The following is a 21705-nucleotide window of genomic DNA, read 5'->3' on the forward strand; positions in this document are numbered from 1 at the left end:
GACTATGCAAAGGACCATTGAGTCCTCCTGCATAGTCTTTACTATAATTTTTTTATTAACTAATGACTAATTGTTCCACGTTAGCACCAATTTTACGATCAACGATTTCTTGAACTTCAGTACCATCTAATGTTTCTTTCCGCATTAACGCTTCAACTAATTGCTCAAACTGTGGTGCATTTTCTTGAAGCAGCATTTCCGTCTTTTGGAGAGCTTTCTTATAGAGCAATTGCATTTTCTCTTCTCGCTCACCTTTATTGAACGTCAATGTGAAGCCGTCCTGCAATACACCCATGTCAACCATTTTTTCTAAAATATCTTTTGCTTGCTGAACGTCTCCGCTGACACCGACACTGTGCTCACCGAGATAAAGACGCTCTGCAACACCGCCAGCCAAAATCATGCTCACTTGATCCATTAGCTCGCTCGCTGTTTGCAAGTGCAGCTCTTTTGGGATCGGGGCTACATAGCCTAATGCTTGTCCGCGCGGAATGATCGTCGCTTTCCGGACGGACCCCGGCTTTGTCAATGCCGCGATTAAAGCATGCCCGGATTCATGGATTGCGACACGTCTCTTCGTCTCCGGATCGTTCAATGCACGCGATGTGCTTCCTAATATGGTGCGATCAATCGCAAAGTCAAGGTCGCTTTTAGCAATCTGTTCCCTGCCATCACGGATTGCACGTTTACTAGCGGTTTCAAATAAAGCGCTCAGCTCCGCACCAGAAAACCCCGATGTACTTTCGGCTAAAGTGTCTAATGATGCGAAAACTTCATCCGCAAGCATACGCCCTTTCGTATGGATGTTAATAATTTCACGGCGTCCATTCGCATCTGGAAGAGGCACATTAAATGTGTAATCGATACGGCCGGGACGAAGGAAAGCATCATCCAACATATCTTTCCGGTTCGTCGCTGCGATGAACAATATGCCGTCATTATCATTTCCGCCATCCAATTGAACAAGCAACTCCGTCAGCGTTTTCTCGGACTCCTCACCACCATGCTCTTTCCTTTTGCCAGCAAGTGCGTCTACTTCATCAATGAAAATAACAGCTGGACGTTGTTTCCGTGCATTTTGGAAAAGTGTCCGAACTCTTGAAGCTCCGACACCAACATATAACTCGGTGAATGCAGACCCGCTGGAAGAATAAAATGTGGCACCAATCTCTTGAGCGATCGCTTGTGCAAGCAACGTCTTCCCAGTCCCCGGAGGACCATAGAGCAAGATGCCCTTCGGCGGTTGAATGCCAATTTGAGCAGCCCGCTTCGGATCTTTAATGATCGATAGCGTCTGCTGGATCTCATCCTTCATTTCATCCGGCAATCCACCAATATCTTTCAGTGAAATATTAGGAAGTGGCGTCTCTTGTGAAGCGCTTTTCTTCATTGAAGAGATACCGACACCTAACTTCCCTTTTTTATGCAAAATGAATAGTGTTAAAAACGATGCGATGATGAGACCACCGATAATTAAACCGCCATACTGCCCACTATCCACATATTTATAGGAAAGGTCGTATTTTTCGACCAATTGCTCTGCTAAAGTGCTTTGCGGACGAACAGTAGTTGTGTACAATCCATCTTCCGTTTGTACAGACAAAGTTCCGTCAGCTTTTTCTTTCAAGGATATCGAATGGCCGTTCTGAAGAGCGATCATTTTCTCCAATTCGGAAAACGAAACCTCTTTCCCTTTATTTGCCCCAGAGACATACCATCCGACAGTTCCTGCAATTCCCGCGACTAAGAGGACAAGGACGACAATCTTTGCTGCAAACTTTGAAATAGGCTTCAAGCCATCCCCAACTCCTTCATAAAGATACTATACATTATAAAGCATATTTGCCTATGAAGATAGCCGGAAAGTTGTAGAAATGTTGACAAAAAAAATAAGATAGCTAACTAACTTGGGGACAATAAATCAATTCAGCTGCTTCTGTAAGACTTTTAGAAGTCGAACAAATATTTAAAATATATAAGCATGAAGGATTTATCCTTTTTCTTAATACTTATTTTTAGCTTTGCTTATGGCATACACCTTTTTGGAAAGAGATAGAACACTTTCTAAAAGTGAAAATGCTCACATCCATTGCACTTCCCGTCTATAGGGTTACACATTTCTTATTTCATTTGTAAAATAGAAGGCTTCGTAAAATAAAAAACGGTTAAGCAGACTATTGCCTGTTCAACCGTTCGTTTTCTTTACGCAATGCTTGCACTCTGAGTTCTCCGCTCGTCTTTCGTCGCGAAGTCGTTTTTTGACGATGTTCTTTAATGATTGCATACATCTCTACCAATTGGATCATACAAATCCCTCCATTCTTCAGTTCACTCTATAGTATGTACTGAAAATGGAAAGGATACACATCCATAATATGTTCTATTAATTAAAATATAACGATAAGTTTATCAAGAATGATAATTCTATATATTTATTATTACAGCCTACTTACTAAAATGAAAATTGTAATGTTTTTGTAACGTCACTGCATCCTTCCCGTAATACTCATTCTTTACAATGAAAAGCGTGTTCATTATATAAAGATAAAAGTTAGGGGATTTTAATATTATGAAGAAAGTTGCTATATCGTTCATCTTAGCTGGATCGCTTACTTTAGGCATTGCCGCAACAAACGCGGATGCTTCTACACATAAAGTCCAAAAAGGGGAATCATTATATACGATTTCCAAAAAGACAAATGTTTCTGTTGCAAATTTAATAAAATGGAACAACTTATCATCCGATCTCATTAAACCAAACCAAGTGTTGAAGACTTCTGCTTCATCGTCAGCTACTGCTGCAAAGAGCTCAAAAACGTATAAAACAGCATATAATGTCAATATCCGTTCCGGAGCAGGTACAGGCCATAAAATCGTTACTTTAGCGAAAAAAGGAACAACAGTGAGCATCATTGGGGAGAAAAAAGTAGGTAAAGAATTATGGTATCAAGTAAAAGTGAATGGAAAATCCGGTTGGGCGTTAAGTACGCTGTTAACGAAAAGTACGGCAGCACCATCTACAGTTGCAAAATCGAATGACGTTGTATCGGTCGCTAAACAGCTCACTGGGATTCCGTACCGTTTTGGTGGCACGACAACTAAGGGATTTGATTGCAGCGGCTTTGTTCAATACGCATTTAAAAAATCTGGAAAAACAGTTGCCCGCGACACATTAAGTCAGTTTAATCAATCTAAAAAAGTGTCAACACCAAAGCCTGGTGACCTTGTTTTCTTCCAAAATACATATCGTAAAGGAATTTCACACGTCGGTATTTATGTCGGCAATAATAAATTTGTCCATGCTGGCGGATCGAAATCCCAAATTACAAGCTTGAGCAATTCCTATTGGAAATCAAAATTCCATAGCTTCAAACGACTATAGTTTGAGCAAAGCATTTGGAATTCAATTTTAGGTATCCGCATATAAAAAGAAAAAACGGTCTGTCGACAATCGGCAGGCCGTTTGCGTATTATATGACTTTACGCATCCCTCCTTCCGAATGGCTCATAAAAATTTTTCCCGACTGATTTGCATATGGCCATGTTTGTAGAAATTGATTTGTTCGTTGTCGCCCAATTTGCATAAGCTCATCTTTTTGTTCATCTTCCATATTGAATTGCGTTGCGCTATATTGCTCAACAGGAATAAAGATAATATCTTTTTCGTGCTTTCTTGAAATATATCGTTCGTCATGCGCGTTTTTCATCGTAGAGAATAATGCTTCAAATAGGTGCAAAGCATTTTTTATTTCTTTTCCGACCATCTCCTCTTTCGGATGGCTTAGCTTCATGCCAATTAACGGTCGTTCTCGCTTTCCATTCGCATCATCAAACAGCCACATTGGAAAATTGCTCAGTACACCCCCATCTACAACGATCGTCTCCCCTGTAGGCACTCTTAGTTTTACTGGTTCGAAGAAAAACGGAATGCCGCAGCTCATACGCAATGCTCTTGCAATTGAAAAGGTTTCAGGCTCAATGCCATAATGGATTAAATCATCCGGCAATACGATTAACTTGCCATTCGTTAAGTCAGATGCTACTAATTTAAGCGAGCCGGCGGGCAAATCTGAAAAGGTATAGATGCCTTTCAACGACAACTTCTCAAAGAACCAATCTTCCAAAGCTTTGCCTTGGTATAACCCCATTCGCCAATAAAGCATAAGCCACTTCATGAACGGCAGTGGCAATATCGTTTTTCTTGGATCCAATAGCGCCCCTAAATCCTCTTCTTGCATCATTTGCTCGATTTCCTTCCCCGTATAACCTGCCGCGATGAAGCAAGCAAGTAACGCTCCTGCACTCGTTCCCGCTACACGTTGAAAACGATAACCTTTCTCTTCTAACACTTGATAAGCGCCGACCAATGCAAATCCTTTCAATCCCCCTCCAGCGAACACGCCATCTATTAACAAACGGCATCCCCTTTCAAACGTATTAAATTCCCTTCCCTTATAGATAGGATGAACAACGCCCAAATGTGATTATTATTTTAAACATTCCTAAATGGAATGCATCAGACTGTAGACAAAGTATCTTTTTACTTTGTCTACAGTCTTTTTAAGGTTTTGTAGTCACTATATAAGTGCTTCCCAGCTTGGCTTGAAAACCCTTGTCAACAAGCTTTGTAATAGTTTATGCATGAAAAAGCTATCAATCACTCTTCCAAAGTTTTTGTTTTTGTAAAAAGGGTATCAAAAGAAGACAATCATAAGGAGGAGGCAAAGTATGAACGACAAAACATTTATTGGTATGTTCTATGACGACGAAGAGATATTGAAGCAAATAGACGATTTAAAGGCGCAAGGGTTTGATGGGGAAAATATATATGTCATTACGAAGGATAAAAACGATGTAGCCATGTTCCAGGGACTTAAATACGGGGATGTCCAAACGACGCCAGATTCTTGGTTCGATCGTTTCATAGATTTTATGACAGGAGAAGACCATGTTCGAAGCATGCTGAAGGAAGTCGGCGTAAACGATAATGATATGGATGCTTATTACAGAGATATTGAAGCTGGCGGAAAACTTCTTTATGTGGATGAAGGGGAGGCAAATCGGCTTTATAAGACAAATGGGGAGAGATTTGGCGCAACCGGCCTTGGAACAGATCCGAATTTAGGCGCAAACAGGGTCATTGAAAATGAAACAACTGATGAGATTTTCCCGGAAGCATACGATGCCCCTTATGCAGCGACGAATGAAAATTTAGGTCGTGTAGGAGGCGAAGCATTGGTAAATCAAACGAACTATGAAACACCTCCAAACAATAATCGGAAAGAAACAAATGCATATAAGGCAGAAACACCACATGAAGAAACGATGCGGCTGCGTGAAGAGCGCTTGAGCGTCGATAAGGAGAAAGTAGAAAAAGGGGAGATTTCCTTGCATAAGGATGTCGTAGAAGAACAACAATCGATCGATGTTCCTGTCATGCGTGAGGAAGTGTATGTAGAACGTCGTCCGGTAAATGAATACGAACAAAATGAAGCGGATTTCAGATTGCAAGATGATGAAGAAACAATCCATATTCCAGTTATGGAAGAACGACTTGAAGTAACGAAAAAACCGTATGTTTCAGAAGAAATCGTTATTGGCAAACGCGAAGTGGAAGATGTCGAAACAGTGCGCGATTCAGTGAAGCATGAAGAAGCGTACATGGAGCAAGACGGTAATGTAGAAGTGACTGGAGAGTTCGAAGATCGCTCAAATGTAAAGCGCAATAAACGAAATGATGCTGAACTCAATTCGAGAAAAAACGACAAGCTTGATTTGTAATGCATTGTTCTAAAGAATTTGCTGCCTAAAAGAAACCAGTGAAGCTACAAATAGTACCTTCACTGGTTTTGTTATAAATTATCTCTTCCATTATCCTCTAATTCTTCTTGGACTTGCTGATTACTATTGATCTCCAGAATCATCCAACTTTCGTTTCTGCAAATTCTCTAACATTTTTATAATATCTTGTGTGTCCTCTTGACTATTGAAAACAAACTCATTCATCGTATAACGGTGATTCCTCAAACTTCTGCGCAAACGGCTAATATCGCTCTTCTGCTCTTGCAACAATTCGAATGCATCCGATTGAAGATCTAAATCATCCAATTGCCTGTGATAGATGGACAGCAGCCTGTTGCTCAAACGATAATGACGCTTTCTTTGCTCTATTTGCTGTTCCACCAACCAATCAACCGCCGACTCCAACTTCTTTAAACGATCTAAAATAAGTGTATACATCTCCAATTGTTGCTCAATGAAAGATTCGTAAGGATTATATACGAACTGGCGCTGATTATGTCCGATATCAAAATGAGGATCCTGTTTCTCCATGAGACATACCCCTTCTTACCTTCTTCTTTCTATTGTATGGAAGCTAGTAAGTTCCGTGAGTCGCATGCACGAGAATATGCCATTTTTCTACATTCACCATTCTCAATAACATTGGTTAGGTAAATCCATCGATTACATAGAACCTACAGACTGTAGACAAAGTATTTTTTCACTTTGTCTGCAGTCTTTTTAAGGTTTTTAGTCATGGAATAAGCGTTTGCCCAGCTTGGCTTGAAAACGCTTGTCAAGGAAGGCAACCTAAGAACGCCACGTCCTAAAGGTGCCTTAATTTCTGCTAAGAGCGCAATACGGCAAATCGAACCCTTCGCCGTTCGATTGTCAACAAGCTGCCTATTTGGCAACTGGAGAAAGTGCGTATTTCAACGGTGCAATCCCGCATGCTTTCCTGTCTATTGCTCGCTATTTATTTTTCAAATAAGTAAAAGAGGTTATCATGAAAGCAAGAACGCTTCAGACAACCTCTTTTTCATATTTTATAGTGCTCTCTCCATGTTGAAAGTTCTTTCTCCATAATTTCCTCTGCCAATTGTTCATCCCATTGAGCGGATAAACTGTTCCAAACGCGTGCATACATTTTATCCTCGGCCGCATGATACAAATGGTACTCAAAAATAGGAACCGTATGCATATCGAGCTCCGTTACAGATCGAATGGATTGAACTGTAATAAGCATTTCTTCTTCTATTGTTGCAGATAGTTTGTCCACAGCTTTTCGCAGCTGGTTCTCTTCAATTTTCTCCACCGCTACTTCTTCTTTTGCATAGCGATACAACGGTTCACTTCCCTCTTTTAATTCCCCGAAAAGAAATTCGCCATGTGTACTGCTATAATAGGCTGTCTTCTCTTCTTTTTCAGGCGGGTGAATAAAAATTCCTAATTTCAACTGCTCTTTTCCTGTTTCAGTTAAACTGAAATACTCCGGCTTCTTTTCGATCATTTTTGCGTATTGCATACTTTTTATCATGTCTTCAATGAACAATGGTTCAACACGCAAAAGGTCACTTATCTCTTCAACCGAATCTGTTTGCATTTTGCTGAAAACGATGAGTAGCATTTTCATAAGCAAATCCATCGGTGTACGCTTTACTGTTTCATAGGAAATTTCAATTTCTTGAATAGGTATTGTCCACGTTGCCGAATGCAATAGGCGGACGTTTGGATCGGCTAACAACTCCCTGTTTAAATTCTTTTTCACATTATCCATTGGCTCGTCCTCCCGCATGATGTAACAAACGGAAACCGTTTAACCGCCTTACTTGCTCTACTAAGCGGCTATACATTTCCCTCGTTTCCGCTTTTTTTGGCCGTTTCGTAAACATTTCCGAGCTCCCAACGATCAATAGTAACTCCCTTGCGCGTGACAGTGCGACGTTCAATCTGCGGTAATCCTCCGCAAAGCCGATTGTACCGCTTGGCTGCTGATGGTTTCGGACAAAGCTTAACAAAATAACATCCATTTCCATCCCTTGAAACTTATCGACCGAGCCTGTCCGACAATGCAAATGATTAGGGCGAATTTCTTGCTCAATCAAGCGGTCAATCCGCTTTACTTGTTCGCCATAAAAACTAATGATCCCAACGCTTTTTTTACTGTCAGCAGGGAGTCTCCCTTCCCTTTTCGCTTGCTCAGTCGCCTCATCCAAATCCTCTAATAGCTCCCCAATCATTTGTAATTCCGCTTCGTTGTACAAACTAGTGCCGCCTTTCACTTGCGCCTCAAAATAATCCGGCTCATTCGGCATATCAAACCATAATAAATGGTCATTGCGATTAAAGTAGCGGGAATGGAGGAAATGGTCACGCACCCGTTCCGAATCATCCAGCCCACAGCGGAGGCGATAGTTGCCTTCCTCGTAAAATGGAGCAATCGCATCCATTATTTTCTCATGCATACGATACTGGATGGAGAGCATTGTTTTGTTTTTCTTAGGCAATGTCCTGAACAATCGTTCGAACAACGATTCTTTTAGCAAGCTGCGCAGCTCATTCTTTTCCGTTTCATCATTGATTTCATCCACAAACTCCTCCATCGTTTCCCTACCGATTAAAGGGGGCAGTTGATGATGGTCTCCAACTAAAATGATCTTTTTCCCTTTTAGCATCGGCAATAACAGTTCTGGCGGCGTCGCTTTTGACACTTCATCAATAATGACAACATCAAAGTCCGGGTAATCCTCAGCAAAATCCTTTCTCGCTGACGCAACGCAAGTCGTGCCGATAACATTGGCATGTTTTACATATAATTTCCGAATTTCATCCAAATCATAAGAGCTTGCTTCGGATAATAAACCGCTCCATTCTTCCTGTAGCTCCTGAATAATCGGCAGCCGCTTCTGTTCATGCTGCAATTCAACCTTCCGTTGTCCGATTGAACGGACTTCTTCTAACAGTTCTTTTTTCATTTGTTCCACATTGACACGTGTTATTTCATATAAAACATCGAGCCGTTCCTCAACATGTACGACATTTTCCGTCATCAATAACTGTTTTGAAAGAATGTCATCCAATGCATTTTGCGCATCTTCAAGCTTCCTTAATTGCTCAACGAGCGCTTCTCTTTTTTCAACGATTGAACGTTCAATGATCGTTACTTTTGCGGAGCGATCTTCAAATGCGGAAATTTCTTTTTTCAATGCAGTAATTTCTCGCTCGATTGTTTTGCGGTCTGCATCTTCATCGACACTTTCTGCAAGCTCTGCATGTTCTTTTTTCAAGTTGGCGATTTCCTCGATTTGCTTTACAACGTCCTCCTTTGCTGCAGTCATTTCAGCTTCCAATGAGCGCAGCCGTTCCGTAAACTCTTCTTGAATTTCATTTTTTACCAATAAAAAACGATTGGCCGCTTCTTCATTTGAGGAAGCTTTAATAGCAGCCATCCGTTTTTCCACGTCATCTTTTTTCCCTAACAAATACGCAACATTCTTTGCAATGCGTTGCAATAGAGCTAATTTTGCTGGATTATTTTGCATTGCAATTTGTCGCTTCGTCTCCTTTGCGCTTAAATACCGGCCGAATTGATCTAACATTTCATGCATTTCATCGGTTGTTTGAAAACGATCAGTCTGTCTCGGTTTCATTTGTTCAACCGGATAGGAGTTTTTATTCAATAGTGATTGAGCATAATCAATTCCTTTTACTAGCCTCTCCTCAACTTCACTCCATTCCCTTAATTCATAAGGGTAAATTCCTCTTTGAATTTCCGTTCTCAATTTACGCAGGGCGTTGATCTCCAAACTGATCGGCAAAGATGGTTTAAGCTGAAGGGCAGCGAATAGATCTTCTACTTCCTGAAGCTTGCGAACCGGGGCAAGCAGCGTTAAAAACTGTCTAATTGGCTCACATTGTACAGTTTTTCTTGCAGCATCCTCTTCCATTCTTCTAACAGAAGATTGAGCAACTTCAATCGCTTCTTCTGTTTGGAAATAACGCAACGTTCGTTGTAAGAATGCAACTCTTTGCTGCTTCTCTTCCATTTCAAGCACCATTTCTGAAGGAATGGCCATCTCTTTTCTTTTCTGTTCTGCAATCGCCGTTTCAGCTTTTAACGTTTCGATCACAGCTCGAATGTTATCTAACTGTTCAGCTGCTTCTGTTTCTTTCCTTTTCAACTCCATTTTTTCAGTCTGCATTTCCCTATGTTGTTTCGACAACTCGGCATGTTCAGCTTCAGCAGCTTGCTTTTCTACAATTTTCTGTTCAATATCCTCAATTTCTTTTAGCAATCGCGCCTCTTCATCCACTAATCGCGAAATCTCTTCACTCACTTCACGTTCACGTTCTGCATGATGGCGCCTTTCTGTTTCAACCGCTTCAAAAGTTTCGTCCCGCCAATGCAAGGCAACATTTTCTTCAATGAAACGCTTACCTTCCTCTTCAATGCTTTCCGTTCTGCCATAACGCAATATGCGGATGCCCGGATCGGATAGTAGTCGCCCTAAAGCATTGTCTACTGCCAAATTGGATTGCGAAGCAACTAACGTCCGTTGTCCGGCTTTCACTAACTGATGACAAAGCTCAGAAATAACTGTCGTTTTTCCCGTTCCTGGTGGTCCTTGAATGACGTATAAGTCATGCGCGGACATAGCGCCTGTAACGGCTTCACGCTGAAATTCATTTAAAGGATGATGGAATTCTAACTCGACTTGTTTATTTGTAATTTGAACGACAGGACGCTCTTCAAATAAAACCTTTTCCAAATTGGCGTTTGCCGCAATCCCATCCTGCAAATCTTTGAAGCCTTTCCGGAGTCTTTTGATCTGGCTCAATTGAGCAAAATTGCTGAAGACAATTTCATTTACGTTGTTCGGAAGCAATGCTCCATGCCGTGCTTTCGCTTGCGATTTACGGGTCAATTCTATTTTCACTTTTCGGCTCGATCGTTTCACATCGATTACAGTGCCAATATCCTCTTGCTGCCCTTTTAGCTTCGCACTGAAACGAACAATCGTATTCCAATCTTTTGCTTCCAATCCGCTGCATACAATCGTTAACTTACTGAAATCTTCATTATAAAAAGGCTGAGAAAAATGAGCCACCATATCTTCCACATCTGCATTCTTTTCCTCAATCCGTAAATATCCTTCCCAGCTTTTAATGCGTTTTTCTACATAGGCGGATCGTTCTTCCGCTATCGGAAGTTCGCGTAAAGCTGTATACAACTGAATTGGCATCGCTTTTCCAGTAGATCCTAAGGCGAACTTCAATCGCGCGGCATAACGTCGATTCGTCTGGACACGCTCTCTCCTGCCTCTCACACGAAAGTTCGTAGCGACAAACCCTTCATTCTTATATACACATTCCAAAATAGGCACTCTTCCGTCCAAAAAATTACGCAATTGGACATTCGTCTTCGGGTCAAAATAAAAGGAGAAAGACATATTGTCCTGTTTCGCGGGCTGTTTTTCTATGTAAACATCAAAATGATCCTGCATCGAAAATAGGGCATGTTCATCCACTATCCATCTACCAATTTCTTTTCGAGCACGATTCGTCATATCCAATCTGCACGTCACGACTTCCAATTCACTCAACAGGACAACCTCCTTTCGTTGTTCAATAAGATATTTCCGATGATCGTAGCCTTAATTGATACCTATATGAGTGGATTTCAAACTAGATTAACCATTGCAAAACCCGAATTACAATGCGTTAAATAGAAACCATACGTTCTATCATACATCAAAACGGGACTAAATTTGAATGGAAAACAATGACCATTACGAAAGTACATTCGTTTCCAATTTTCTAAAATCGGGTATGGATGAGCATAGATAAAGGAGGAATTGCTATGGAACAAAAAACCTTTGTCGGGTTGTATGATACAGAGCAATCAATCATCGACGCCATTGAGAAATTGGAGGAAAAAGGTATTGATCCTTCTTCGATGTATATCGTTGCAAAAAATGAAGAGGACGTAGATCTTTTTAGGCGAAAGTCATTTCATGACATTCAATCCGCCCCAACCAACTATTTAGACCGCATCATTAGTTTCTTTTCCGGGGAAAACCATGTACGAAGCATGTTAGTTGAAATAGGATTGGATGAAGCAGATCTAAAAAAATACGAATCGGAAATTAAACAAGGCAAGTGGCTGCTTTATGTCGAAGGGGAACCTGAAAAAACGGTGTATGAAATTTTGGAAGAACGAAACAAGCCGGAAACGAATCCATTCAATCGCCCTGTTTCCGAAGCAGCTTATTTACAACAAAATCATGACCTATCTTCTAATATCGGCGATGACGGCATGCCAAAAAACGATTTTAGGGACAGCATCGTGCCGGATACCTATGAAATGCCATTCGATCAGAACCGTGCTTTAGGCAGGATCGGAGCTGAGACGCTTTTTGACAAAACAGAATACGAACCAAAAAATAGCAACCAACACATTACACCAAACAATATACAGAGCAGTACCGATGAAGAACGAAAACGTCTCCATATGCGATACAAACAAGAACGGATGAAACGACATGAAGAAGAACAATCCGGGCTTCCACATCCGACAACCTTCATGGAAAGCCAAACAGAACGTCAAGGCGCTATAGAGGAATTCGATCCGGAGGAAACATCCACTCACGTTCCAATGCCTAAAAACACAGACGGCGAAAACGTTAATACGGTTCATGAACCAATTATAATCGACTTAAGAAATATTCATAAGGCCTCAAATAACCCGCATAGCTATTGTACGAACGACCATAGTTCCGAAAAGAAAAAGTAAACAATTGCATGGTTTTGACTGAAGACAAAGTATCTTTTTACTTTGTCTTCAGTCTTTTTAAGGCTTTTAGTCATTGTAAAGATGTTTGTCCGGCTTGGCTTGAAAATGCTTGCCACGTGGAAGGCAGTCTAAGTTCGCGATGTCCTCAGTGCCTTAATTTCCATAAAGGGCTCGTAAATATGGCAAATTGAACCCTTCGCAGTTCGATTCGCAGTATGCATGCGTTTGTCAACAAGCTGAACCGCGCAATCATCATTGCATGGGTGTTTTTGTTTGAAGCAGCTTATAACTTGTTAGAGTGCAAATGCCAACGCAAAACATCGCGGCTAAACTGTTTGGACAGAGAATGTAAATTGCATTGTTGGACAAAGTGAAATAGTATGGACGTTATAAAAACCGCTTGAATGGAGGAGCAAAAATGTCAGAATTCAAAATTACGTACTTTTTCGATGAAGAGCATTATATTCGCCGATTTATCCATACCGATTCATTCGAAAGCGCGGAGAAAATTGTGCAAAGCGAACGCGATCAATATATTTCATTTCGCGATAGCCGCGGCATTTATCATGAATTGAATACAAGTAAAGTGCGTGTCGTCCAAATTTCAGAATATCATCGAATCGATAAGACGAAAAAGTAAGGGGAATATGCTACAACTACTCCTTGCCGTAGTGAGTACAATATTTCCCAAGCAACAATCACTTTTAACCAATCATACTTACAGCGATATAATTGCTTTTTTGTTAACAATCAAAAAAGGAAAGAATTTATTTGTCCATACAATATGGTGGACCATGCCACCAATCCTACTTCTTTCCTTTATTGTTTTCACATCGCTTGGACTAACGGTCCTTTCTAACAGAAGCACAAGCGAGTTATGAAACGTCAATATTGTATTTTATCGCTTTCTTCTATGTGCTAGTCCTGTTGATTGTTAGGTGTTGAAAAGCAAGTAAGCGCCAGTAAATAGCAGAATGGCGTATGTAAACAACTGAAACATTTTTTGATTGATCCGTGAAAAAAGATATTGACCTGCCAATTGCCCCAACAGTACGATCGGCAAAGCACATAATGCATACAACCATACTTTGTTTGATGTGCCCGCTGCAAAAATTTGTACAACTAAACTGAAGAAGTAAATGAATAAATAATACGCTAATGTTGTCCCCCGGAGTTTTGCCTTTTCTGTTTCAGTACCGGAAAAATAGAGCAGCAATGGGGGTCCTGGCATGCCGATACTCGTTGTCAAGGAACCTGAAATTGCCCCCACTATGCGGTCGCGGCCTCTCGTCTGCCCAATCCGAAATTTTAGAAGCAACAATACTGTCAAAAGCAGGATTAATATGCCAATCGCTATTTTTAAATAGTCGATATTTGAAAATGAAAATACCATCATACCAATCGGCAAACCGATAACACTTCCACTAATAAATCTCTTTAAAACACCTCGATCGATGTCACTTCGAATATTTTTAAATAAGGTCAGTGAAATGAATAACGATAAAATTAAATTCAATTGAATCGCATCTCTTGCATCAAATAGCAGGAGCAAAAACGGTGTAGCTACTATTGAAAATCCGAATCCCGTACTCGTTTGCAAAAGTGATGCCGTGAATATAAGTAGAATAAATAACCCGACTTCCAAAATGAAAACCTTCTTTATCTAAATTTCCATTCATTATAGCATAACGGATTCCATAAAATCTGACTGTTACCAAAATTAGTTTTTAATAGATTCATATAGCATTTCCATCAATTTCTTTGTATCATAGGTAATAAGAACTTTCTAACATAAAACAAAAGTTTCACAAGTTCTATTTCTCCCTTATTCTAAATGATTAGGAGGTACTATGATGTTTAAGCAAAAGGGATCTATACGCAAGAAGATCATCTGGGCTACGCTCATACCGATTTACATAATTGCCACACTCTTCAGCGCATTGTTTTATTTTCAAGCGATGGATATCGTAGAAAAAAACGTTATACCGCAATTTGAAGATTCCCTAACTACAACGATGGATGAACTATCGGGCAAGTTGCCTGCACGCGTTATTAACCGTGCCTATTCAGACAAATCTGCACATCTTCAATTGTTGAATATTTTGAATTCGGCAAAACAGAAGAGTGGATTTGAAAACATTTATATCGTCACTAAAGTTGATGGAGAAGATATGCTCTTAGCCATGTCCGACTCTACTGATTATTTAGTTCCGCAAGCGCTTACAGCAGAACAAAACAAAGCTTTGCAATCGGAAAAACCATTATTTAGTGATATCTATTCAAATGATTTAGGCGTACACAAATCGATGTTTATGCCAATTGAAGGAACCGAGGCACTGATCGGTATCGATCAAGACGCAAAGTTTATTACCGACATTAAAAGAAATGTTGTCATTATATCTCTTGCAACCGTTATCATCGGTATGTTGATTAGCATTGTGATTCCTTCATACGTTGCAAGAAAGATTTCGAAGCCGCTAACTCAACTCATTCAAATAACAGAGGAAGTCGGGAAAGGTGATTTGACGAAGTCCATTACGATCAAAAGCAGGGATGAGATCGGCCGGTTAGCCCATAGCTTTAATTTAATGAAAAACGAGCTTCAACATATGATCCAGCAAGTAAATAAAACCTCCGATAATGTAGTAGCATCGTCATCTGAAATGTCGGAGAGTGCTGACCAAATGGCGAAGGTCGCAAACCAATCGACAATTGCTACGCAAGAAGTATCAGCAACGAGCGAAGCACTTTCTGAGGCTGCAGCTCAAAACCTACTTGCTCTTGAACAAATAACAACAGGCATCCAACAGATTGCTGATTCTGCATCAAAGCTCTCGGAGGACACGTCAGACGTTTCCAATGCAGCACATGAAGGAAGCGATTTGATCCAAGATTCAATCGAAGGCATTCATACAATTAACCAATCTGTACAAGCATCTATGAAAGTCACGCAAGTCATGCATACACGTTCGAATGACGTTACGAAAATTATTGGCATGATTACCGATATTTCCGATCAAATCAACTTGTTAGCCTTGAATGCTGCTATTGAAGCCGCCCGAGCAGGCGAAGCTGGAAAAGGATTTAGTGTTGTTGCAAGCGAAGTTCGGAACTTGGCCGAACAATCCGCTCGTTCTGCCAATCAAATTAGCACGATCATTCAAGAAATCCAAAGTGATGCGGAACAATCTGTCCAAGCAATGGAAAAAGTGTTTGAAGATGTCGAACGTGAAACCGTCATTGTAAATGAAGCCGGGAATTCATTCAAAAATATCTCAAGCCGCATCCAGCAAATTAGTGCAAGCGTCCAAGATGTTTCCGCTACGATCCAAGAAATTTCAGCTGGTTCAGAAGAAATATTAGCATCTACACATGACACAGTCCAATCGTTGGAAAATTCATCTGAACATACGCAAAATATTGCGGCATCTATGGAAGAACAACTTGCAGCTATGCAAGAAATGGTTAGCACTTCAGCGTCATTGAACGACTTGGCTGATCAATTGAAAGAAGAAATTAAGAAATTTAAAGTTGAATAACAATAAAAATCCCGTTCGCCTCAAATGGCTGCGGGATTTTTGTTTAACAGTAACCGTTTGCCGCCTTGCCCAACCGCCCTTTGCAATTAGCAGGTAATGGGGGGGCTTACTACTCTACTCAACTTATTAGGTTGAATTATTATAATTCCGAGTTGACATATCGGTATTATAGTCATAAAATAAGGAAAATTACATTCTTTTTGAAATGCTTAGATCGTTTCATGGAATTTTGATCTATGTAGACGAACAATCTTTTGTAGATCAGAGGATTTTAAATCGTACTTGAAGAAGCAGTAGGCAGACAGCTATTATTCATTCAAAAAAGATTAGTAGAAATGGGGGATCGGTATGGTAATTGAACAGATTTTTAATGAGTTAGAGCAACATTCTAGTAAAGTGATCGAATGGAGAAGGTATTTGCATCAGCATCCAGAGCTTTCGTTTGAAGAAACGGAGACCGCCGCTTTCATAAAAGAGAAACTATTGAGCTTTGGCTTGGAGGTGAAGTCGGACATTGGTGGAAATGGGCTGATCGGGATTTTGAAAGGCAGCAAGCCTGGAAAGACAATTGCATTGCGAGCTGATTTTGACGCGCTTCCGATTGCAGATGAAAAAGATGTCCCCTATAAATCAACTCGGCCGAATGTTATGCATGCTTGTGGACATGACGGCCATACTGCTGCCCTGTTAGGAACTGCACAAGCACTTAGCCAATTTCAAAAATCCATTGCAGGCACCGTTATTTTCCTTTTCCAGCATGCGGAGGAAAAACCGCCTGGCGGGGCAAAATTCATGATAGAAGATGGCGTACTGCAAGATGTCGACTTTGTATTCGGCGCCCATTTGGCATCTGATACACCGGTCGGCCATTATGCAGTTGGTTCTGCTTTCAAAATGGCCGCTGTCGATAAATTCTCCATTACAATCCAAGGAAAAGGCGGACACGGCGCTAAGCCGCATGACAGTGTCGATGCGATTGTCGTTGGCAGCGATCTTGTCAGTGCTCTGCAAAAAGTCGTTAGCAGGCAAGTGAATCCATTACAATCGGCTGTTCTCACAATCGGCGTTTTTCAAGCAGGCAGTGCTTTTAATATTATCGCAGATACTGCTAAGCTTGAAGGAACTGTACGTACATTCGATGAAGATGTCCGTCAACAAGTAAAGGAAAACATTTATACGATTACAAAGGGTATTACCGAGGCATTTGGAGCTAAGGCAACAATTGATTATTTGCATGGTTACCCTGCCCTCTATAACCATGAGATAGAAACCGATCAAGTTCGAACGATCTTCGAAAACCATTTTAGCAAAGAAAACATTGTTGAATTGCAGCCATCGATGGGAGCAGAAGATTTCGCTTACTTTCTGCTTGAAAAACCGGGAACGTATTTCAAAGTAGGCTCAAGAAATGAAAACAGCGACACCCACTTCCCTCATCACCATCCAAAGTTTGACATTGATGAACGTGCTCTATTGAACACTGCAAAAGCCTTTGTTGCAATCGTTGATCATTATTTAGGGAAATAAAATCAGACCTCCTCATTGCGATAGCGCTATGAGGAGGTCTTTAACAAACTTTGACCGTTTCCTACACGATTTCTGTAAAATAACTGACAGTCTTCATTCTATCCCCAGTCCTTCTTAACTTCCATGTTTCTTCAATGAACACCTCAGCTATTTTTGCATATTTTCCACCATGCTGAGCCGCCCATTCCAACGCAACGATACTCTCATATAAATCGGACATGCGTTTCATGAAAGCTTTCGCTTCGAATGTTTGCAATGCTTGATCATAACCCGCAAACGCAACTAAATCTGCAGAAAGCTTTTCCAGCTCTGCCTTAACGGCCGCTTTCATTTCATTTTCCTGAATGATGACGAGCCGTTTTCGCATTTCATCGACAAACAGCTTATGTGCTTCGAATTTATTCACAAGGCGGATGAGCTCTAACCCTAAAATATTTGCGGTTCCTTCCCAAACAGTGAGCACTTGGGCATCGCGCAACAGTCTCGGCGTGACGAAGTCTTCGATATAGCCGTTCCCGCCATGCATTTCTATTGCCTCGTGCGCAAAATGAATTGCCTGCTCGGCGGATTCCTTCTTCATAATTGCAATGAAAAGACGGTTCAGCACTTTTTCCCGATCTGTCGCTTCACCATCCGTAACTCGCTCGTAAAGCTTAATAAAATCAAAGATCGCCGCAGTTTCAACATGAAGCTTAGCCGCCATCTTTCCTAAAGTGTCCTGTACCATTGGATAATTGGTGAGCCTTTGTCCGAATGCATTGCGACGCTCCACATATTCTTTCGCCTCTATGAAAGCACGCCGCATAATGCCTATCGATGCCACAGCATTGCATATTCGGGATAGGTTAAGCGCTTCCATCATATAATAAAATCCTTTTGCAGGATCTCCGACGACATAAGCGACAGCTCCATCGAATTCGATTTCACCAGATGGCACAGCTCGGACGCCTAACTTATCCTTCAATCTACGGATGCGCAAACCGTTCACCTCACCGGATTCCTTGCGCCACGGGACGGCGAACAACGTCAAGCCTTTGGAACCATCAGGCGCTCCTTCCCTTCTCGCCAATACCATTGCAACACCTGCCATGCCTGCATTTGACGCAAAATATTTCTCCCCGTATAGACGATAATGTTCGCCGTCTTTCACTGCTTTTACGACATTTGCACCGACATCCGAGCCACCTTGCCTCTCCGTCAAAAATGTTGCCCCTTCATACAACGGAACTTCTCCCGTGGAACAAACATTGTCTAAAAACAGCTGCTTGACATCGTCATTTGCGTAATGATCCAATAGATATGCAGTCGCTTGTGTTAAAGTAACTGGGCAATAAAATCCCGGCTCCGTTTGCGACAAAATATACCCTTGAGCAAAACTGTATGAGTAATTCCCTTTGCGAGATAGTTCGGGAATTTCTTTATGGACATAGCCGACAATCCCAGTCCTATAAGTTTCTCCTACAGTTTTCCGGTAGCCTTCATTGACCCATACTTCAGATGTTTCCTCTCCGAATTTATTGTAACGTATGAGCCTCGGCTCTCCTTCACGGTCGGTATGCTTCGCCCGTTCATCGATTTCGTTCGCGCAAGCTTCCCCAAAGCGATGCAATTCCCGTTTAGCATATTGAAGGAAATCGTCATCCAAATGATTCTCTAAAATGAATTGCAATGTCTCATCATTTTCAAAGAAATTCCGTTTCCCTTCAATCTTTCTCTCTTGCAGTACCTTCATTTCACCGCCACTCCTTCCCGCAAAGGCTGTTTTAGTATTTTGCCCGATGCGTTTCTCGGCAGCGCATCTACTTGCTCATATAAACGAGGAACTTTGAATTTCGCCAAATGCGCAGATAGAAAGTCTTTCAATTCATCTACATCAATTGGAGATTTTGCCGCAAATACAGCTTTAACTGTCTCGCCCCATTCCACGTGCGGCACACCGACAACTGCCACTTCTGTCACATTAGGGAATTGCAAAATGACTTCCTCAATCTCTTTCGGATAAACATTGACCCCACCTGAAATGATCAAATCCTTCTTACGATCGACAATCCAAATGTAGCCATCTTCATCAAATCTGCCTAAGTCACCTGTCTTCAGCCATTCTCCTATGAATGTTTCTTTTGTCGCCTCGTCATCCTTATAGTAGCCAATCATATTGCCTTCACCCAAAAGGACAATTTCCCCAACCTCTCCAGGTTGAACGTCTTCACCTTGATCGTCAACGATTCGAAGTTCTGTATGAAGCGGAGCACGTTTTCCGATACTGCCGGCTTTTGCATCATGCTCTTCTGCCAACAGCAATGATCCGCTTGGTCCCGCTTCTGTTAAACCGTACACACAGCAAATATTATCGGTTCGGAAAGCCTGTTTTACCATCCGTACTTCATTCGCGGAAAGCGGTGCACCGCCGTAAATCCACCATTTCATGGATGAGAGATCTGCCGTTTTCAACCGTGGATTATCTACAGTGAGCAAATAAGCAACAGGCGCCCCGAAAAAGTGTGTCGTCTTCTCTTTTTCTACCGTTTCAATCAATAGATCAGGAGTGAAAGTAGGTGTGATCACAAGCGTCGAACCGACAAGTATGCCAGCCATTAAGAATAAATGTAGCGGCGCAGAATGGCTAAGCGGCATCATAAGCAACATGCGGCTCTCCGGCTTCACTTCCATTTCGACTGCAATCATCGTAGCGACCGTTAATATATTTCGATAGCTAAACAGGACCCCCTTCGGCTTGCCGGTCGTTCCTGATGTATACAAAATCGTTGATTCATCGTCTTCCTTCAACAAGCAAGGAAACGAGGCATCCTCTGCGTTGTCAATTAAAGACTCGAAGCTGAGGAAATTGTCCTGTGGCTTTCCTGTTTTGATTAATAAAGAAGGAGCTTGCAACTGTTTTACTGTATCAAACACCATCTCATGTGCAATGAGTGCATCCGCATCGGAATGGTCCAAAATGTACTCTAACTCTTCAGTAGTCAGCTTCACATTAATTGGAACAACGACAGCGCCGATCCGTTGGACAGCAAAATAGGAGATGACAAACTCCTCGACATTCGGCAGAAACAGCGCCACTTTTGAACCTTTCTGAATCCCTTCCCCGATCAGTGCATGGGCGAGCCGGTTCACTAATTGATCCAACTCTTTATACGTTGTTCGTTTCCCCATACAAACTACGGCTTCCCGATTCGGATATTTACGTGCATTACGTGCCAATAACTGTGAACTATTCATCCATTCATTCCCCTTCCATTAATTTGACTTTTCAGTCTATTAAACAGACATTTCTCCTTAAACTACCTCAACCAGGACTTCAATAATTGATCATTATCCTTACCAACAAGAATGTTTCCTTACAATGAATAAACAATCTGTTCCGCTTATTCCTTTCATCTCAAGACACAATCTCGTATTCATTCAGACGATTGAATTCAATACCTTTTTACGTTATATGGCTTTACCATGAAATAAATAGGCATCCTGCCTTTTTATTGATCCCCTGCACTAATGCACTTTTACCTATTTAGTGAAACACCACTTCTAATTTAGTTTCTGTCCAATTGATCGTACTTTTCCTTAAAATCAACAAGCAACTGTTCCATTTCAATTTTCATTTCTTGCAATTCATTAATCTTCGCTTCAATTTCACTCAATCGACGCTCCCCATATACAATCGTCCGTTCCAACTGCCTTCGCCCCGTCCGATCTTTGTTGAATAAAAGTACCATCTCTTTAATTTCATCAAGCGAAAAACCGTACCGCTTCCCCCGAAAAATCAACTTTAGCTTCGCCAACTCTGCACTCGAATACAGCCGCTGATTATTCTCCGTCCGTTCCGGTTCAAGCAAGCCGATCTCTTCATAATAGCGGATTGTCCGAGTCGATACACCAAACATCTTCGCCATCTCCGCAATCGTCTTCAGCTTCACCACCCCTTCATCCGTTTATCTTGACTATATCATTTACGTTAACGTAAAGGGCAAGTGTAGAGTGTCATTTTTTAGTACTATCTACTATGAAACGTAACTACGACGCATTACAACGTACGCAACGGAATATAAAGCG

General features: G+C 41.3%; 16 protein-coding genes. 6 read left to right on the forward strand and 10 right to left on the reverse strand.

Going from position 1 to position 21705, the window contains the following annotated elements; translation table 11 throughout:
• Positions 1–55: 55 nt before the first annotated feature.
• On the reverse strand, positions 56–1795 hold the full coding sequence (locus tag ACFQ38_RS07650; protein WP_336822431.1) for an AAA family ATPase: 1740 nt from the start codon (positions 1793–1795) through the stop codon (positions 56–58).
• A 379-nt stretch (positions 1796–2174) separates the two neighbouring features.
• Positions 2175–2306 (reverse strand): hypothetical protein, encoded by a 132-nt coding sequence (locus ACFQ38_RS07655; protein ID WP_336822432.1) that lies wholly within the window; start codon positions 2304–2306, stop codon positions 2175–2177.
• A gap of 263 nt (positions 2307–2569) precedes the next feature.
• Here ACFQ38_RS07655 and ACFQ38_RS07660 point away from each other — a divergent pair, with 263 nt between their 5' ends.
• Positions 2570–3382 (forward strand): C40 family peptidase, encoded by an 813-nt coding sequence (locus ACFQ38_RS07660; protein ID WP_336822433.1) that lies wholly within the window; start codon positions 2570–2572, stop codon positions 3380–3382.
• Between the two features lie 88 nt (positions 3383–3470).
• Here ACFQ38_RS07660 and ACFQ38_RS07665 read toward each other — a convergent pair whose 3' ends face one another.
• Complete coding sequence (locus tag ACFQ38_RS07665; RefSeq protein WP_336822434.1) at positions 3471–4415, reverse strand: patatin-like phospholipase family protein; 945 nt, start codon at positions 4413–4415, stop codon at positions 3471–3473.
• Positions 4416–4728: 313 nt separating this feature from the next.
• Between ACFQ38_RS07665 and ACFQ38_RS07670 the strand changes: the two genes are divergently transcribed.
• Positions 4729–5781: a YsnF/AvaK domain-containing protein gene (locus ACFQ38_RS07670; protein WP_381480268.1), complete on the forward strand. Its 1053-nt coding sequence runs from the start codon at positions 4729–4731 to the stop codon at positions 5779–5781.
• A 123-nt stretch (positions 5782–5904) separates the two neighbouring features.
• Here ACFQ38_RS07670 and ACFQ38_RS07675 read toward each other — a convergent pair whose 3' ends face one another.
• From ACFQ38_RS07675 to ACFQ38_RS07685, 3 genes are all read right to left on the reverse strand, one after another.
• Positions 5905–6333: a hypothetical protein gene (locus tag ACFQ38_RS07675; protein ID WP_336822436.1), complete on the reverse strand. Its 429-nt coding sequence runs from the start codon at positions 6331–6333 to the stop codon at positions 5905–5907.
• A gap of 487 nt (positions 6334–6820) precedes the next feature.
• Positions 6821–7558, reverse strand: coding sequence for a hypothetical protein (locus ACFQ38_RS07680; RefSeq protein ID WP_336822437.1), 738 nt, complete (start codon positions 7556–7558; stop codon positions 6821–6823).
• Positions 7551–11384 (reverse strand): DEAD/DEAH box helicase, encoded by a 3834-nt coding sequence (locus ACFQ38_RS07685; protein ID WP_381480269.1) that lies wholly within the window; start codon positions 11382–11384, stop codon positions 7551–7553. The genes ACFQ38_RS07680 and ACFQ38_RS07685 overlap by 8 nt, the downstream gene beginning before the upstream one ends.
• Before the next feature lie 257 nt (positions 11385–11641).
• On the opposite strand from ACFQ38_RS07685, the gene ACFQ38_RS07690 reads away from it, so the two are divergent.
• Both ACFQ38_RS07690 and ACFQ38_RS07695 read left to right on the forward strand, forming a co-directional pair.
• Entirely contained in the window at positions 11642–12574 is a 933-nt protein-coding gene (locus tag ACFQ38_RS07690) for a general stress protein (protein WP_381480271.1), read from the forward strand.
• 418 nt (positions 12575–12992) lie between these two features.
• Positions 12993–13214, forward strand: a complete 222-nt coding sequence (locus ACFQ38_RS07695; protein WP_336824522.1) for a hypothetical protein — start codon at positions 12993–12995, stop codon at positions 13212–13214.
• A gap of 294 nt (positions 13215–13508) precedes the next feature.
• On the opposite strand, the gene ACFQ38_RS07700 is transcribed toward ACFQ38_RS07695, so the two are convergent.
• Positions 13509–14219: a sulfite exporter TauE/SafE family protein gene (locus tag ACFQ38_RS07700; protein WP_336824521.1), complete on the reverse strand. Its 711-nt coding sequence runs from the start codon at positions 14217–14219 to the stop codon at positions 13509–13511.
• A gap of 208 nt (positions 14220–14427) precedes the next feature.
• On the opposite strand from ACFQ38_RS07700, the gene ACFQ38_RS07705 reads away from it, so the two are divergent.
• Positions 14428–16113 (forward strand): methyl-accepting chemotaxis protein, encoded by a 1686-nt coding sequence (locus ACFQ38_RS07705; protein WP_381480272.1) that lies wholly within the window; start codon positions 14428–14430, stop codon positions 16111–16113.
• Positions 16114–16461: 348 nt separating this feature from the next.
• Complete coding sequence (locus ACFQ38_RS07710; protein ID WP_381480273.1) at positions 16462–17640, forward strand: M20 metallopeptidase family protein; 1179 nt, start codon at positions 16462–16464, stop codon at positions 17638–17640.
• A gap of 61 nt (positions 17641–17701) precedes the next feature.
• On the opposite strand, the gene ACFQ38_RS07715 is transcribed toward ACFQ38_RS07710, so the two are convergent.
• The 3 genes from ACFQ38_RS07715 to ACFQ38_RS07725 form a co-directional block, all read right to left on the reverse strand.
• Complete coding sequence (locus ACFQ38_RS07715) at positions 17702–19372, reverse strand: acyl-CoA dehydrogenase family protein (protein WP_381480274.1); 1671 nt, start codon at positions 19370–19372, stop codon at positions 17702–17704.
• Positions 19369–20874, reverse strand: coding sequence for a class I adenylate-forming enzyme family protein (locus tag ACFQ38_RS07720; protein ID WP_381480275.1), 1506 nt, complete (start codon positions 20872–20874; stop codon positions 19369–19371). Before ACFQ38_RS07720 ends, ACFQ38_RS07715 begins: the two co-directional genes overlap by 4 nt.
• A 311-nt stretch (positions 20875–21185) precedes the next feature.
• Entirely contained in the window at positions 21186–21563 is a 378-nt protein-coding gene (locus ACFQ38_RS07725; RefSeq protein WP_381480299.1) for a MerR family transcriptional regulator, read from the reverse strand.
• Positions 21564–21705 lie beyond the last annotated feature (142 nt).

Origin of the sequence: Sporosarcina contaminans (assembly GCF_042679045.1) — a bacterium.
GTDB lineage: Bacteria > Bacillota > Bacilli > Bacillales_A > Planococcaceae > Sporosarcina > Sporosarcina contaminans.

Excerpts from the sequence above, each read along its gene's own strand:
- ACFQ38_RS07655 (WP_336822432.1), bottom strand. The coding sequence starts at position 2,306 with ATGATCCAATTGGTAGAGATGTATGCAATCATTAAAGAACATCGTCAA.
- ACFQ38_RS07660 (WP_336822433.1), top strand. The coding sequence starts at position 2,570 with ATGAAGAAAGTTGCTATATCGTTCATCTTAGCTGGATCGCTTACTTTA.
- ACFQ38_RS07670 (WP_381480268.1), top strand. The coding sequence starts at position 4,729 with ATGAACGACAAAACATTTATTGGTATGTTCTATGACGACGAAGAGATA.
- ACFQ38_RS07675 (WP_336822436.1), bottom strand. The coding sequence starts at position 6,333 with ATGGAGAAACAGGATCCTCATTTTGATATCGGACATAATCAGCGCCAG.
- ACFQ38_RS07680 (WP_336822437.1), bottom strand. The coding sequence starts at position 7,558 with ATGGATAATGTGAAAAAGAATTTAAACAGGGAGTTGTTAGCCGATCCA.
- ACFQ38_RS07690 (WP_381480271.1), top strand. The coding sequence starts at position 11,642 with ATGGAACAAAAAACCTTTGTCGGGTTGTATGATACAGAGCAATCAATC.
- ACFQ38_RS07695 (WP_336824522.1), top strand. The coding sequence starts at position 12,993 with ATGTCAGAATTCAAAATTACGTACTTTTTCGATGAAGAGCATTATATT.
- ACFQ38_RS07705 (WP_381480272.1), top strand. The coding sequence starts at position 14,428 with ATGTTTAAGCAAAAGGGATCTATACGCAAGAAGATCATCTGGGCTACG.
- ACFQ38_RS07710 (WP_381480273.1), top strand. The coding sequence starts at position 16,462 with ATGGTAATTGAACAGATTTTTAATGAGTTAGAGCAACATTCTAGTAAA.
- ACFQ38_RS07715 (WP_381480274.1), bottom strand. The coding sequence starts at position 19,372 with ATGAAGGTACTGCAAGAGAGAAAGATTGAAGGGAAACGGAATTTCTTT.
- ACFQ38_RS07720 (WP_381480275.1), bottom strand. The coding sequence starts at position 20,874 with ATGAATAGTTCACAGTTATTGGCACGTAATGCACGTAAATATCCGAAT.